At 64.8% G+C, this 13456-nt stretch carries 11 protein-coding genes; 3 read left to right on the top strand and 8 right to left on the bottom strand.

The window, feature by feature from the left end:
- Positions 1-990 (bottom strand): ABC transporter ATP-binding protein, encoded by a 990-nt coding sequence (locus tag LA343_RS03540; RefSeq protein WP_025401987.1) that lies wholly within the window; start codon positions 988-990, stop codon positions 1-3.
- Positions 991-1061: 71 nt separating this feature from the next.
- Between LA343_RS03540 and LA343_RS03535 the strand changes: the two genes are divergently transcribed.
- The 3 genes from LA343_RS03535 to LA343_RS03525 are packed head-to-tail and all read left to right on the top strand — an operon-like array spanning position 1062 to position 5837.
- Entirely contained in the window at positions 1062-2411 is a 1350-nt protein-coding gene (locus tag LA343_RS03535; protein WP_039910850.1) for a GlnX family signal transduction membrane protein, read from the top strand.
- Positions 2411-3460 (top strand): glutamate ABC transporter substrate-binding protein, encoded by a 1050-nt coding sequence (locus tag LA343_RS03530; RefSeq protein ID WP_025401985.1) that lies wholly within the window; start codon positions 2411-2413, stop codon positions 3458-3460. Before LA343_RS03535 ends, LA343_RS03530 begins: the two co-directional genes overlap by 1 nt.
- Entirely contained in the window at positions 3453-5837 is a 2385-nt protein-coding gene (locus tag LA343_RS03525; RefSeq protein WP_025401984.1) for a serine/threonine protein kinase, read from the top strand. Before LA343_RS03530 ends, LA343_RS03525 begins: the two co-directional genes overlap by 8 nt.
- Positions 5838-5855: 18 nt before the next feature.
- On the opposite strand, the gene LA343_RS03520 is transcribed toward LA343_RS03525, so the two are convergent.
- The 7 genes from LA343_RS03520 to LA343_RS03490 form a co-directional block, all read right to left on the bottom strand.
- Positions 5856-7073: an acetate kinase gene (locus LA343_RS03520; protein ID WP_025401983.1), complete on the bottom strand. Its 1218-nt coding sequence runs from the start codon at positions 7071-7073 to the stop codon at positions 5856-5858.
- Between the two features lie 66 nt (positions 7074-7139).
- Positions 7140-8528 (bottom strand): phosphate acetyltransferase, encoded by a 1389-nt coding sequence (gene pta / locus LA343_RS03515; protein WP_396021876.1) that lies wholly within the window; start codon positions 8526-8528, stop codon positions 7140-7142.
- Positions 8529-8724: 196 nt separating this feature from the next.
- Positions 8725-9705: a sulfite exporter TauE/SafE family protein gene (locus tag LA343_RS03510; protein ID WP_025401981.1), complete on the bottom strand. Its 981-nt coding sequence runs from the start codon at positions 9703-9705 to the stop codon at positions 8725-8727.
- Positions 9706-9756: 51 nt separating this feature from the next.
- The gene (locus LA343_RS03505; RefSeq protein ID WP_025401980.1) at positions 9757-10404 is read right to left on the bottom strand and encodes a sirohydrochlorin chelatase; all 648 of its coding nucleotides are present in this window, start codon (positions 10402-10404) and stop codon (positions 9757-9759) included.
- 2 nt (positions 10405-10406) lie between these two features.
- The gene (locus tag LA343_RS03500; RefSeq protein ID WP_182841001.1) at positions 10407-11630 is read right to left on the bottom strand and encodes a sulfate adenylyltransferase subunit 1; all 1224 of its coding nucleotides are present in this window, start codon (positions 11628-11630) and stop codon (positions 10407-10409) included.
- Entirely contained in the window at positions 11630-12565 is a 936-nt protein-coding gene (gene cysD, locus LA343_RS03495) for a sulfate adenylyltransferase subunit CysD (protein ID WP_025401978.1), read from the bottom strand. The genes LA343_RS03500 and cysD overlap by 1 nt, the downstream gene beginning before the upstream one ends.
- Positions 12547-13332 carry a phosphoadenylyl-sulfate reductase gene (locus LA343_RS03490; protein WP_025401977.1) on the bottom strand — a complete coding sequence of 262 codons (786 nt, stop codon included), beginning with the start codon at positions 13330-13332 and terminating at the stop codon, positions 12547-12549. Before LA343_RS03490 ends, cysD begins: the two co-directional genes overlap by 19 nt.
- Positions 13333-13456: the final 124 nt, after the last annotated feature.

Raw genomic sequence — 13456 nt, 5'->3', positions numbered from 1 at the left:
TTATCGTCCTTCCGGTGGGGTGGGCTGGTTCTGGCGCGGCTGGTTCTGGCGCGGCTGGTTCTGGCCCGGCTGTCCAACGCTGGCGTGGTACTCCACCGCGTCGCCGGTCATGCGCATGAAGGCATCTTCCAAGCTCGGGCGGGTCTCCGACAGCTCGCGCAGCAGCAAGCCGTAGGTGTAGGCCAAGGCGCCAACCCAATCCGAATCCCTATTGGGGATGAGCACGGTGGTGCGCCCCTCGGCGTCCGTGCCCAGGCTGAAGCGCACCTCTTCCTCGCGCAGCGCTTTCTGCATCTCCTCGAGGTGATCGGTGCGCACCACGGTGGTTGCTTCGGATGCGTTCTTGATGAAGTCGTGTGTGCTGGCGTTGGCTACCAGCTTGCCCTTGCCAATGACGATGAGGTGGTCGGCGGTCTGCGCCATCTCACTGAGCAGATGCGAGCTCACCAACACGGTGCGCCCCTCCGCCGCGAGGGCGCGGACGAAGTCGCGCACCCAGCGGATGCCTTCCGGGTCCAGGCCGTTGACGGGCTCGTCGAGCATGAGCACATCCGGGTCGCCGAGCAGCGCCGCTGCCAAGCCGAGGCGCTGACCCATACCGAGGGAGAACTTGCCCGCCTTGCGGCCAGCAACGTCGCTGAGGCCAACCAGCCCCAGCACCTCGTCCACGCGCTTAGCCGAGATGCCGTTGGTGGCGGCGATCCATTTGAGGTGGTTGGCTGCCGAGCGGTTGGGGTGCATCCACTTCGCGTCGAGCAGCGTGCCGACCTTCTCCAGCGGCCGGGAGTAGTCGGAGTAACGCTTCCCATCGACCAGGGCTGTGCCGCGCGTGGGTTTATCCAACCCCACGATCATGCGCATCGTGGTGGACTTGCCCGCGCCATTGGGGCCGAGGAAGCCGGTGACGATGCCGGGCTTAACCTCAAAGCTGAGGTCATCCACAACTGTGGTGCCACCATAGGCTTTGGTCAGGGAGCTGACAGTGATCATGCGATCCAGTGTGCCACACGCACAAGGAAAATTCGGGGTAGGTTCACCCAGCGGCGTATATACTTTTGGCCATGCCACCTGTTCCCGCGTTCGACGCCGACCGTTGGATGGATCGCGATGATTCCCCAGCCGGTCGCAATGGGTCGATTCGCGGGCTGGTGAATCCGGCGCTGGAAGCTCCCCGCCGATTTGCCAGTTTCGCCCGGACCACGCCCGGCTTGCTCACCATCGTGTCCACGATTTTGGTGATCGCGATCCTCGCCGCGGGCGGCGCAATGGTCTTTAGCGCCGGTAATCGGCAGTCGCAGCTGGACACGCTGGTCTCCCGCACCGAGCCACTGTCCAATGCTTCCCAGGAGCTGTTCAACTCCCTGTCCGTGGCCGATTCGGTGGCGACCACGAGTTTCCTGCAGAAGAACACCGGCGATTATTCCTCGGTGGAGGCCTATCACAAGGCCATGCGCGATGCGTCCTCGGCGATCGTCCGCGCCACGAGCGGTATCAATGATAACCAGTCGCGCGAGATGGAACTGGTGCTCAAGATCCAAACGGCCCTGCCGGAGTATGTGCAGCTGATCACCACGGCCCAGACCAACGATCGCCTCCGCAACCCGGTCGGCGCCTCGTATCTTTCCCAGGGCTCGGTGCTCATGCAGGACACGATGCTGCCGGCCGCGGAGGAGCTGTATCAGCGCACGTCCCGACAGGTCTCGGACCAGGAGGCTCGGCTGGTCACCCCGTTGTGGTTCCCTCTGTCTGGCCTCGTGGCCGCGGTGATCATGTTGATCATCGCCCAGTTCTGGCTGGCCGCGATGACCAACCGCCGCCTCAACATCGGTTATCTGCTCGCCACGGGTCTCATGATCTTTGCCTTGGCGTGGACCTCCGTGTCGTCGGTGCTGCTGTGGAATGCGGGCACGAAGGGGGTGCAGGGTACGGTGCAGCCGTTGGAGCAGCTCACGCAGGCTCGCATTGAGGTGCAGCAGGCCCGCACGCAGGAGGCGCTGGGCCTCATCGAGCGCGATTACGGCTCGGGCCGCCAGGCGGAGTTTTCCAAGTCTGTGTCTTCCATCGACACCACGTTGGATAACCTCCGCGATTCCGTTAGCACCCCCAGCCGCGTTGACCAGGCCCGTGAGGCGTTGGTCGATTGGGATAAAACCCACGCGCTCATGGTGTCGCAGTTGCAGAACGGCAATTATTCTCAGGCGCTCGATACGGCGCTGCAGACCAATGACTTCGACGTGGTGGATCAGCAGCTTACCGAGCTCATTTCGGACACGCGCAAGGATCTCCGCGACTTGCTCGTGGAGGGCCGCGCCGCCGCCGGCCGCGTCACGGGTCTAGTCCTCGCCCTGACAATCATCTCTGGTGTCTGCGTGATTCTCGGCACTCGCCCCCGGTTGCAGGAGTTCCTCTGATGTTTTCTTTTCGACGCCACCAGCTCGCCCTGTATTCCACCGTGTTATTGGCCGCCTGCGCAGCGTGCTCGGCACCAAGCCCGGCGATGCCGCAGTGGCCGGAGCCGCAGGATCAGGCGAACAATGCTCTGCCCGTGGGGGCGCAATACGTGTACCCGGGTGAGGCGGATGGTTCCGGCAGCAAGCAGCAGCAGAATAAGCCTCCGTTTGGCTCGTTGCGGCCGGACGATGCCACGCCTGAGGAGCGCATTCCGGCAATCGTCAAGCGCGGTCGCGTGATCGTGGGTGTTGCCCAATCGCTCAACCGGTTGGGATTCCGCGATCCGGTTACGGGTGATTTGGCGGGCTTCGAGGTGGACTTGGCGCGCGAAGTCGCCCGCGATATTTTCGGCGATCCGTCGCGGGTGGAGTTCCGCTACGTGGAGACGAGGGATCGCGAGGAGGCCCTAGACCAGGGTGATGTAGACATGATCATTCGCACTATGTCGATCACCCGCCCGCGGCAGAAGCAGTTGGAGTTTTCCATTCCCTACCTCAAGGTCAATCCGCGACTGTTGGTGCTCGACAATTCCGAGATCAAGAGCTTCAAGGACCTCAAGGGCAAAACGGTGTGCGTGGCCCGCGATTCCACCTCATTTAATGAAGCGGAACGTCTGCAGATCGGTCGGATCATGCACACCCGCACCTGGACTGATTGTTTGATGGCGATGCAGCGTTTCCAGGTGGATGCGATCTATACCGACGACGCAATTCTGTCCGGCCTTCAGGCGCAGGATCCGTACACCACGCTGACCGGCGATTACGGTGAGGATTCCTACTACGGCGTGGCCTTCGCCCCGCCCACCAAGACCCGGGACACCGCGGGGCTGGTGCGGCAGGTCAATAGCACGTTGGAGCGCATCCGCAACGATGGGACGTGGAAGAAGCTGTACGACAAGTGGATGGCCGAGTACCTCGGACCGGCACCGTCGTTGCCGATGACGTACCGCACCCCAGAGCAATCGGCGGAGCTGGAGCAGATGCGAGGGCAGGTGAATTCCCATGAGTGATAGCGATAACCCCAGCAATAACCACAGTGAGCCCACCGAAGTCACCGAGGCGGTGCCCTTCGACCCGTTTGCCGATTCCGATGGGGAGACCACTACGGCGGCGGTCGCGTTTGACCCGTTCGCGGATACGGACGGTGATACGGACGCGAGCGCGGGAGCGAACGCTGAAGACACCACGGATGTCAACACCGACCCCGTTACCACGACGCACAGCGCGGAGGATTCCGACGAGCGCTCCCGGCGCGAGGCTCTCAGCACGTTCCGCAAGCGCCGCGGCACACATCGCCAGGGAGCGACGGTGGCTGGCGGCATGGTGCGCCTGCCGTTCGTCTCTCCCACGGAGCCGGAAACGGCCGTGGTGGATCCCAGCGAGGAGATCGCCCGCGGGGTGGAGGCGCCGTCGCTGAAGAGGGGCGACATCATCGCCGGCCAGTACGAGATCCTGGGCCCCATCGCCCACGGTGGCCTGGGCTGGGTCTATATCGCGATCGATCACAAGGTGGCCGATCGCTACGTGGTGCTCAAGGGAATGATGGCCACGGAGAATCCGCACGAGGCCGCGGTGGCGGAGTCCGAGCGGGCGTTTCTTGCGGATATCACCCACCCGGGCATCGTGAAGATCTTCAACTTCATCGATGATCCGCGCAGCCCCGGCGGGTTCATTGTCATGGAGTTCGTGGGCGGCCCGTCGTTGCGGTCGCGCCGCAGGCGCCTGTCCAGTGGGGTGTTCGACGTGGACATCGCCATCGGTTACATCCTGGAGATCCTGCAGGCGCTGGACTACCTTCACTCCCGCGGGGTGGTTTACAACGACTTGAAGCCGGACAACATCATCATCACCGAGGACCAGGTCAAGCTCATCGACCTGGGCGCGGTGACCGGCATCGGCGCCTACGGTCATATCTTCGGCACGAAGGGTTTCCAGGCCCCGGAGGTGGCGCAGACCGGCCCGACGGTGGCCACGGATATTTACACGGTGGGCCGCACGCTCGCCTCCCTCGTCGTGAAACTGCCAGTCACCAACGGCGCCTACGCCGACGGCCTTCCCACCCCGGATGAGGAGCCACTGTTCCGCGAGTACCTGTCGCTTTACCGACTGCTGTTGCGCGCCACGGATCCGAACCCGGATGTCCGATTCAGCTCGGCGACGGCCATGACGAATCAGCTCATGGGCGTGCTGCGCGAGGTGTTAGCGATCCGCGACGGGCGGCAGTATCCGCACCTCAACACGCGCTTCACGGCGCAGCGCTCCACCTTCGGCACAAAGCACGCCGTTTTCCGCACCGACCAGCTCGTCGACGGCATCGAGCGCTCCGCTGAGATCAGCGCCGCGGAGGTCATTGCAGCACTGCCCACTCCCCTGGCGGACTCCTCCGATCCGGGCTTCGGGCTGCTATCGGCGACGAGCTACACCGAGGCGTCCGACCTACTCGATACCCTTGCGCAGTCGCTGAAGCAGCCGAACCTGTCAAACTCCGTGGAGATCCCCCTGGCGATGGTGCGCGCCCGCCTCGACCTGGGGCAGACGCACGAGGCCCGCGAGCTGCTGCACGAGCTCGAGCCGCGCCTGCGCAACGACTGGCGTTTCCACTGGCATTCGGGCGTGGCTGCCCTGCTCGGCAGCGATTTCTCCGCCGCGCAACGCTTTTTCAACCGGGTGCTCTACATCCTTCCCGGCGAGCCTGCGCCGAAGTTGGCACTGGCCGCCACCGATGAGCTCATGCTGCAGCAGCAGGGTGTGAACACGCAGCAACTTCTTTCAGCCGACGCCGCCCGCGTGGCCTCTGCCCTGGCGTATGCTCAGCGAGTTCCCGTGGATGATTACTCGGCGGTTCCGGACTGGAACCACCTGACCAACGATCCCGAGGCGCTGCGTTTTCACGCGATGCGCCTGTATGGCCTGGTGTGGGCCACGAACCCCACGACAGTGTCCAGTGGCTTCGGCCTGGCCCGCCAGCTGGAGGCCGAAGGGTTGGTGGATAGCGCCGTGGCGGCGCTCGACCGCGTGCCATCCTCGTCTCAGCACAGCCGGTTGGCACGGCTGACCACGATCTTGATGCTGGTTAACGACCATGCCAGCCTCACGGAGTCGCGCATTCGGCGCGCGGCCCGGCGCTTGGAGATCATGCCCACGAACGAACCCCGCCTGCCGCAGGTGCGGCTGGCTGTGCTGGCGGCGGCCCTGAGCTGGCTGCGGGACCAGAAAGCCACCCCCAGTAATGATGCCCCGCTATTCGATGTGGAGTTCACCGAGCGGGGCCTACGCACCGGCCTGGAGGCGGGCCTGCGCTTGCTTGCGCGGCAGTCACAGTTCCCCCGCCACCGCTACCGGCTGGTGGACATGGCGAATAACATCCGCCCGGCCACTTGGTTCTAACTCTGGGGTTCTAACTCACTAAGCCTCGTCAGCCAGCGCCTTAGCCTGGCGGGCAATGGCGAGCTCTTCGTTGGTGGGCACCACGAAGACCTTGACCGTGGAGTCATCGGTGGAGATCTCGCGTGCTCCTTCGATGCCGTCCTCGTTGTTGTTGCGGGCCTCATCAATCTTGATGCCGAAGTTCTCCAGGTTCGCCATGGCGTCTCGGCGCACGTTGACGGAGTTTTCACCCACGCCCGCGGTGAACGTGATCGCGTCCAACCGGCCGAGGATCAGCATGTAGGAGCCAATGAAGCGACGGAGCTGGTGGATGTACACACCGTAGGCCAGGTTCGCGTTCTCATCACCGGACTCGATGAGCTCCTTGAGCTCGCGGAAGTCATTAACGCCCGAAACACCCTTGAGACCGGAGTTGCGGTTGAGCAGCGTGTCGATCTCGTCGACCTTCATATTGGCCGAGCGTTCCAGGTGGAAGATGATGCCCGGGTCGATATCGCCGGAGCGGGTGCCCATCACAAGGCCGGCCAGCGGGGTCAGACCCATGGACGTGTCCACGGCCTCGCCGCCGCGGATCGCCGCGGCGGAGGCACCGTTGCCCAGGTGCAGGGTGATCTGGTTGACATCCTCGGCCGGCTTGCCCAGCAGGCCGGGGACCTTGTCGGAGACGTAGTGGTGGCTGGTGCCATGGAAACCGTAGCGGCGGATGTCATACTTCTTCGCCACCTCGCGGTCGATAGCGTAGTTTGCCGCGTCCTCGGGCAGGGTGGAGAAGAAGGCGGTATCGAACACTGCCACGTGGGGGACGTGCTCCAGCAGCGCCCGGGCGTTCTCGATGCCGTCGATGTTGGCGGGGTTGTGCAGCGGCGCTAGGGGGATGAGGCCCTTGAGCTTGCTGATGACGGTGTCGTCGATAACGACAGGCTCGGTGAAGGTGGCACCACCGTGCACCACGCGGTGGCCGACCGCCGCGAGGTTGAGGTCCTGCGGCCCCACACCGAGCAGCGTCATCATGCCGAAGGCGCGCTCCAGACCCACGGAGTGGCTGAGGATCGGGCGGCTGTCCTCCATCTTCGAGGTTTCCGTCTTAATGGCGATGTGGCCGCTGGATTCACCGATGCGTTCCACGATGCCGGAGACGAACGGGTCCTGGGCAGCGTCTGCCGCGGGGTCGAGAACCTGGAACTTAATGGAGCTAGAGCCGGAATTGAGAACCAGAACGTACGGAGTGTCGGACATGTCTTTCCTTCGCGAGAATGAGTGGGGCTGAGTGAGTGAGAGTAAGAGGGTGTAAGAGAGCGCTACCTAGCCAGCCTGGATCGCAGTGATGGCTACGGTGTTGACGATGTCCGGCACGGTGGCGCCACGGGACAGGTCGTTGACGGGCTTGTTGAGCCCCTGGAGGATCGGGCCGACTGCCAGGGCATCGGCGGTGCGCTGTACCGCCTTATAGGTGATGTTGCCGCTGTTGAGGTCGGGGAAGATGAAGACGGTGGCCTCGCCAGCCACGCTCGATCCCGGCATCTTTTTCTGGCCGACGGAGGGGACCACGGCGGCGTCGAACTGAAGGGGACCATCGAGTTGCAGATCGGGGTGATCCTGCTTTGCCTTCTCGACGGCGGCAGTCACCGCTTCGACGTCCTCGCCAGCACCCGACGTGCCGGTGGAGTAGCTGAGCAGGGCGACCTTCGGGTCGATGCCGAACTGCGCGGCGGTCTGCGCGGACACTGCGGCGATCTCCGCGAGCTGATCCGGGGTGGGGTTCGGGTTGACGGCACAGTCACCGAAGGCCCAGAGCACACCGTCCATGACCATGAGGAAGATGGAGCTGACCACGGAGGAGCCCGGCGCGGTCTTGATGATCTGGAAGCTCGGCTTGATGGTGTGCGCCGTGGTGTGGGCGGCGCCGGAGACCATGCCGTCGGCGATGCCCTTGTGGACCATCATCGTGGCGTAGTAGCTGATGTCCTTCATGGTCTCGCGGGCATCGTCCAGGCTCACGCCCTTGTGCTTGCGCAGCTCGGCGAACTCCTGGGCGAACTCCTCGAGCTGGGTGCCCTGCGTGGGATCCGTGAGCGTGGCGCCCGAGAGGTCCAGGTTGAGCTCCTTGGCGCGCTGGGCCATCGCATCGGGATCGCCAAGGATGGTCAGCGCGCACACCTTGTGCTCGAGGAGCTGGTGGGCAGCGGTGAGGATGCGGTCATCGTCGCCTTCCGGCAGCACGATGTGGGCCTGCTTCGCCCGGGCCTTGGCGATGAGGTTGCGCTCGAACAGTTCGGGGCCGATGACGGGAGTGCGGCGCTCGGCGGAGCCGATGGATTCCAGAGCCACGAACTTAATGGCCTGCCCCTCAGCTTCGAGGGCGTTGGAATGCCCCGAGGTGGCGTCGAGAATACAGATCCCTGCGGGCCGCACACCGGAACGAACGAGCTGGCCGCTAGCGAGCTGGAGGGTGGTGATGTCCTGGGAGGTGCCGGCGACGAGGAAGTGCGCGGCGCCGGAGGCTGCGGCAAGGCGGGAGTCAAAGGTGATTTCGCCGGTGCCGACGAGGACGGGCGCGGAGGTGGAATAGGCGGCGTCGAGTGCCTCGGCGAAGTCCGGGGTGGACGGGCGGATGTGATCGAAGATATCCGCGGCGTTGGTTTGCTCAACGATGTCGCTGCGGCGGGCGGTGGCCGTGGCGAGCGGGGAGATGACGGCACGAAGGGTAGCGTCTGCTGGCACTATTCCAACCTTTCACTGAAGAGATACAAGATATACGAGATATCTAGGCCATCCTCCATTGTGCCGGGAAACACAAAGACGGGCACGAAATTGTGCCCGTCTCAGTAAAAGTGGTGGGAGTTTGGGGGTTATTTATGCCCCTTTCTACCCCGTATTGTGACCGATATCACTTATAACGATATTCGGCGAGAATTTTTTCATGATCGGTGTGCGGGGGCTCTGGGGTGGTGTCAGTGGCGGTGCTATCAGCGGTGTCGGAACCGGCGTCGTCACCAGCCAGCGACCGAGCCAGCAGCGACCGCTTCCGTACCAGTACGAGAGCGACCACCACGGCCAGCCCCAGCAGCAGGACCGCGACCACACCGGCGAAGCCGAAGTAATTGATGAGGCGCGTGGAGTTGAGGAACATCAGCAGGGCGCCGACGACCGCACCGAGTACCTCCGGCTTGATCACGGTCACCGCCCACGCGGCGATCGGCGCGGCAATCGCGCCGCCGATGAGCAGGCCGAGGACGGGCTGCCACGACTGCACGAGGTCGTTGCTCATGCCCACGATGAAACCCGCCGATGCGGACGCCGCCACGAGGAACTCAGCGGTGTTCACCGTACCGATGATGCGACGCGGCTCGTCCTTGCCCACGCTCATGAGGGTGGAGGTGGTGACGGGACCCCAGCCACCGCCACCGGAGGCGTCGAGGAAGCCACCTGTCAGGCCCAACACCGACAGGCCCAGACGCGACCGGCGCGTGGTGGACGCCGGCTGCACCTTATCCGCACGGCGCCACGGCACCGCCACACTGCGCACCAGCACGTACGCACCGAGCAGAACCAGGATGGTGGAGACGACTGGCTCGGCCGCCTTCGTGGACAGGTTGGACAGCAGATACGCACCGGCAAAAGCGCCGATCGCGCCTGGCACGCCGAGGGCCACCACGGTGGGCCAGTGGACGTTGCGCAGCCGCCAGTGCGACAGGCCGGAGAACAGCGTGGTGCCGAGCTCCGCGAAGTGAACGGCGGCGGAGGCGTGGGCGGGGCCCAGGCCGGAGAAGATGAGCAAGGTGGTGGCGGTGACGCCGAATGCCATGCCGAGGGCACCGTCCACCATCTGGGCGGCGAGGCCAACGAGAGCGAAGATGAGAATTTTCATGAGGGTCTACCCTTGGGATTTTCAGAAAGCTAGTGGAGAGCTAGTGCTGTGCTAGTGCTGTGCTTGAGCAATCACGGCTGGCGCGACCGCCGCACCGAGGTGCGGCGCACGAGCCAGTCCGCTGGGCATTCGTTCACAGAGCTGGTCCCACAGCACGCCCGGACAGACGAACAGGGGCACCACGAGGGTGTCCGCCGGGTCGGCGTAGGCCAGCAATTCGTCGCGGTCGTTGAGGGAGAAACTGCGGGCCTCGCGTGCTGTGGTGGCGGCGGCGAGGCGCTGAGCAAAGTCGGGCACGGGCTTGCCCACGTTGAACAGGGCAATCTTCGTGTGCTGCGGTTGCAGGTAATTGCGGATGTGGTCGGAGACGACGCGCACCATGGTCTCCCCCGTGCCCAGCCCCTTGGCGAGGTGCAGGGTGATGCCGGTGGCAGCTTCGGCCTCGTCGATGGCCGCTGGCACGTCGTGGCGCATGTGGAACGCGTCAGTGAAGAGCAGCGGAACCACGGTGGCCTCGTCGTATCCGTCGGCGCGCAGTAGGTGGGCAACGTTGGTGAGCGTCCGCGGGTTGAAATCCAGGTAGGCCGGATATGCGCCCGCACCACTGCCCTGCCGCACGGCGTCGGCGATCTCCTGCACGGCCTGGTCGGCGTGCGGATGCCTGGATCCGTGAGCGAAGCAGATGATGGGGCGCGCCATGGTTACTTCACCAAACCTGCAGTCAGGGTGTCGCCGGTCTGCGGGTGGACGATGAGCAGGCTGCCGACCTTGCCGCTGCGACGGTAGGGCTCCACCGGCAGGGGCTCGGCCACGGTGATGCGGACGGTCGCGATGTCGTTGAGCTGCAGCTGCGTGCGATCGCCGTCGATGGAATCGACCCGGCCGCGCACCAGAGCGCTGCCGTAGCGGATGAGCACGTTGCCCCGCACCTGCACGGGCGTTTCGGATAGGTGGAACACGGTAGCCTCGAAGGTCTGCTGCGGCGCGGGCACGTCCGCGCCTGCGGCGATGAGGTCGCCGCGAGACAGGTCAATGTCGCGGTCGAGGCGCAGGGTCACGGACTCGCCGCGGGTAGCAGTCTCCTGCTCCCCCTGAGGGCCATCGATGCCCTCGATGACGGCTTCCAAGCCTCCGGCACGGACGACGTCTCCACGGCTGACCTGCCCGGCTGCGACCCGTCCGGCGTAGCCGCGGTAATCGGTGGCATGGTCCCGGATGACGATCTGAACAGGGAAGCGCAAGCCGCGCTGAACGTCCTGGGAGTACTGGGCCGGCTGGGCGGTCTCCAGCAGTTCCAGCACGGACGGCCCGGTGTACCAGGGGGTGTTGGAGCTGCGCTCCACCACGTTGTCCCCGAGCAGGGCGCTGGTGGGGATCACGTCCACGTGGGCGAGGCCGAGTTCCTCGACGAGGGCCTCAACGTCGCGCTTGACGTTGTTGAAGACCTCCTCGGAGTAGTCCACCGCGTCGATCTTGTTGACGGCCACGATGACCTGGGAAATCTTCATCATCGCAGCAACCTGGAGGTGGCGGCGGGTCTGCTCGATCACGCCGTTGCGGGCGTCGACGAGGACGATGACCAGCTCAGAGGTGGACAGGCCGGTGACGGTGTTGCGGGTGTACTGCACATGGCCCGGGGTGTCCGCGAGGATGAAGCTGCGCTTGTCGGTGGCGAAGTAGCGGTAGGCCACGTCGATGGTGATGCCCTGCTCGCGCTCGGCGCGCAGGCCGTCAACGAGCAGCGAGAGGTCCGGGTTTTCCAGGCCCTTGGCGGTGGACGCGCGCTCGACGGACTCGTACTGGTCGGCCAGGATGGACTTCGTGTCGTGGAGCAGGCGGCCCACGAAGGTGGACTTGCCGTCATCGACGGAACCGGCGGTGCACAACCGTAGGGTCGGCAGCTGCTGGGTCAGGGTAGCGGTCATCAGAAGTAGCCTTCCTTCTTGCGGTCTTCCATGGAGGATTCACTGAGCTTGTCGTCGGCACGGGTGGCGCCGCGTTCGGTGGTGGTGGAGCTGCGGATCTCGTCGATCACGTCAGCGATGGTGGTGGCGGTGCTTTCCACGGCGCCGGTGCAGGACATGTCGCCCACGGTGCGGTAGCGCACGGTCTTGTCCACCAGCTCCTCGCCCTCCTTGGGGCCGCCCCATTCGCCGGGGGTCAGCCACATGCCGCCGCGGTTGAACACGGTGCGGGTGTGGGCGTAGTAGATCTCCGGAACCTCAACGTTGCGGTCGCGGATGTAGTCCCACACGTCCGCCTCGGTCCAGTTGGAAATGGGGAACACGCGAATGTTCTCCCCGGCCTGGTGACGGCCGTTGTACAGCCCCCACAGCTCGGGGCGCTGACGGCGAGGATTCCAACCGCCGAAGCTATCGCGAACGGAGAACACGCGCTCCTTCGCGCGGGCCTTCTCCTCGTCGCGGCGAGCGCCACCGAGCACGGCATCGTAGCCGCGGTTCTGGATGGTCTCCACGAGTGGGATTGTCTGCAGCGGGTTGCGCGTACCGTCCGGGCGCTCCTGCACCGCGCCGCTATCGATCCAGTCCTGGACGTGGGCGACGTGCAGCGACACCTTCGGGTCGGCGGCGATCTTGTCGCGGAACTCGATGACCTCGGGGAAGTTGTGCCCGGTGTCCACGTGCACCAACTCGAAGGGCACGGGCGCGGGGTGGAAGGCACGCTTGGCCAGCTCGAGGACAACGACCGAGTCCTTGCCGCCGGAGAACAGCAGCGCGGGGCGGTCGAACTGGCCGGCTACCTCGCGCAGGATCTCGATGGATTCGGCCTCGAGCGCTGCGAGGTGCGGGGAAAGGGAAGTATCGATGGTGGTTGGAGTGCTCATGTGTGAAGTCCGCATTCTGTCTTGGAGGAACCGGCCCAGCGGCCGGAGCGTGGATCTTGGCCTTCCGCAACGGGCAGGGTGCAGGTGGCGCAACCGATGGAGGGATAACCCTGGGTAGTCAGTGGGTGGATGATGAGGTCGTGATCGGCGATGTAGCTCTCGACCTGCTCGTCCGACCACTCCACGAGGGGGTTGATCTTTAGCCGGCCGGTGCGATCGACCTCGAGGACGGGAGTGTTGGCCCGCAGCGCGCTATCGACGCGACGGATGCCGGTGATCCACGCCTCGAAGGGGTCGAGCATCCTGGCCAGCGGCTCCACCTTCCGCATGCGGCAGCACGCGGTCGGGTTGGTGGAGTAGAGCCGGGGGCCGTAGACCTCGTCCTGTTCTTCCCGGGTGAGCACCGGGGTGATGTTGCGCAGGGGAAGCTCGTAGCGCTGCTCGACCTTGTCGCGAGTCTCGATGGTCTCGGGGAAGTGGTATCCGGTGTCGAGGAAGACGAGCTCGGCGTTGTCCAGCTTCCCGTCGGTGAGCTCGGCGAGGATCGTGTCTTGCATCGACATCGTTACGGCGATGGGGCCAGTGACGTGCGTGCTGGCCCAGTCGATGATCTCCTCGGCGGTCGCGCCTTCGAGCTGGTGATTCCACTCCTCCACCAGGCGCTCGTGAGCCTGCCGCTGGCCAGCGGACAGTGGCTCGGTGGTGGTGAAGGCACCCTCCGGGCTGAGCTCTGGGTCCCGGTAGTCCGCCGCCTTCCCACCGCTGCGAAACAGGGGTTCCATTGCGCGTCCTCTTCTGTGTTTACTATGTCGTCTACTGTGTCGTCGTATCTCACGGCGCGCTCGTCACGGCCGCATTTTCCGAACAGACTGTTCGGTCTACACAGAGCCTAGACCGATCGGTTCA

Source organism: Corynebacterium falsenii (assembly GCF_020099275.1).
GTDB classification, from domain to species: domain Bacteria; phylum Actinomycetota; class Actinomycetes; order Mycobacteriales; family Mycobacteriaceae; genus Corynebacterium; species Corynebacterium falsenii.
The sequence above is the reverse complement of the archived record's forward strand: the minus strand, read 5'-3'. Positions and strand labels throughout refer to the sequence as shown.

Excerpts from the sequence above, each read along its gene's own strand:
- LA343_RS03510 (WP_025401981.1), bottom strand. The coding sequence starts at position 9,705 with ATGAAAATTCTCATCTTCGCTCTCGTTGGCCTCGCCGCCCAGATGGTG.
- LA343_RS03530 (WP_025401985.1), top strand. The coding sequence starts at position 2,411 with ATGTTTTCTTTTCGACGCCACCAGCTCGCCCTGTATTCCACCGTGTTA.
- LA343_RS03540 (WP_025401987.1), bottom strand. The coding sequence starts at position 990 with ATGATCACTGTCAGCTCCCTGACCAAAGCCTATGGTGGCACCACAGTT.
- LA343_RS03525 (WP_025401984.1), top strand. The coding sequence starts at position 3,453 with ATGAGTGATAGCGATAACCCCAGCAATAACCACAGTGAGCCCACCGAA.
- LA343_RS03520 (WP_025401983.1), bottom strand. The coding sequence starts at position 7,073 with ATGTCCGACACTCCGTACGTTCTGGTTCTCAATTCCGGCTCTAGCTCC.
- LA343_RS03490 (WP_025401977.1), bottom strand. The coding sequence starts at position 13,332 with ATGGAACCCCTGTTTCGCAGCGGTGGGAAGGCGGCGGACTACCGGGAC.
- LA343_RS03500 (WP_182841001.1), bottom strand. The coding sequence starts at position 11,630 with ATGACCGCTACCCTGACCCAGCAGCTGCCGACCCTACGGTTGTGCACC.
- LA343_RS03505 (WP_025401980.1), bottom strand. The coding sequence starts at position 10,404 with ATGGCGCGCCCCATCATCTGCTTCGCTCACGGATCCAGGCATCCGCAC.
- cysD (WP_025401978.1), bottom strand. The coding sequence starts at position 12,565 with ATGCGGACTTCACACATGAGCACTCCAACCACCATCGATACTTCCCTT.
- LA343_RS03535 (WP_039910850.1), top strand. The coding sequence starts at position 1,062 with ATGCCACCTGTTCCCGCGTTCGACGCCGACCGTTGGATGGATCGCGAT.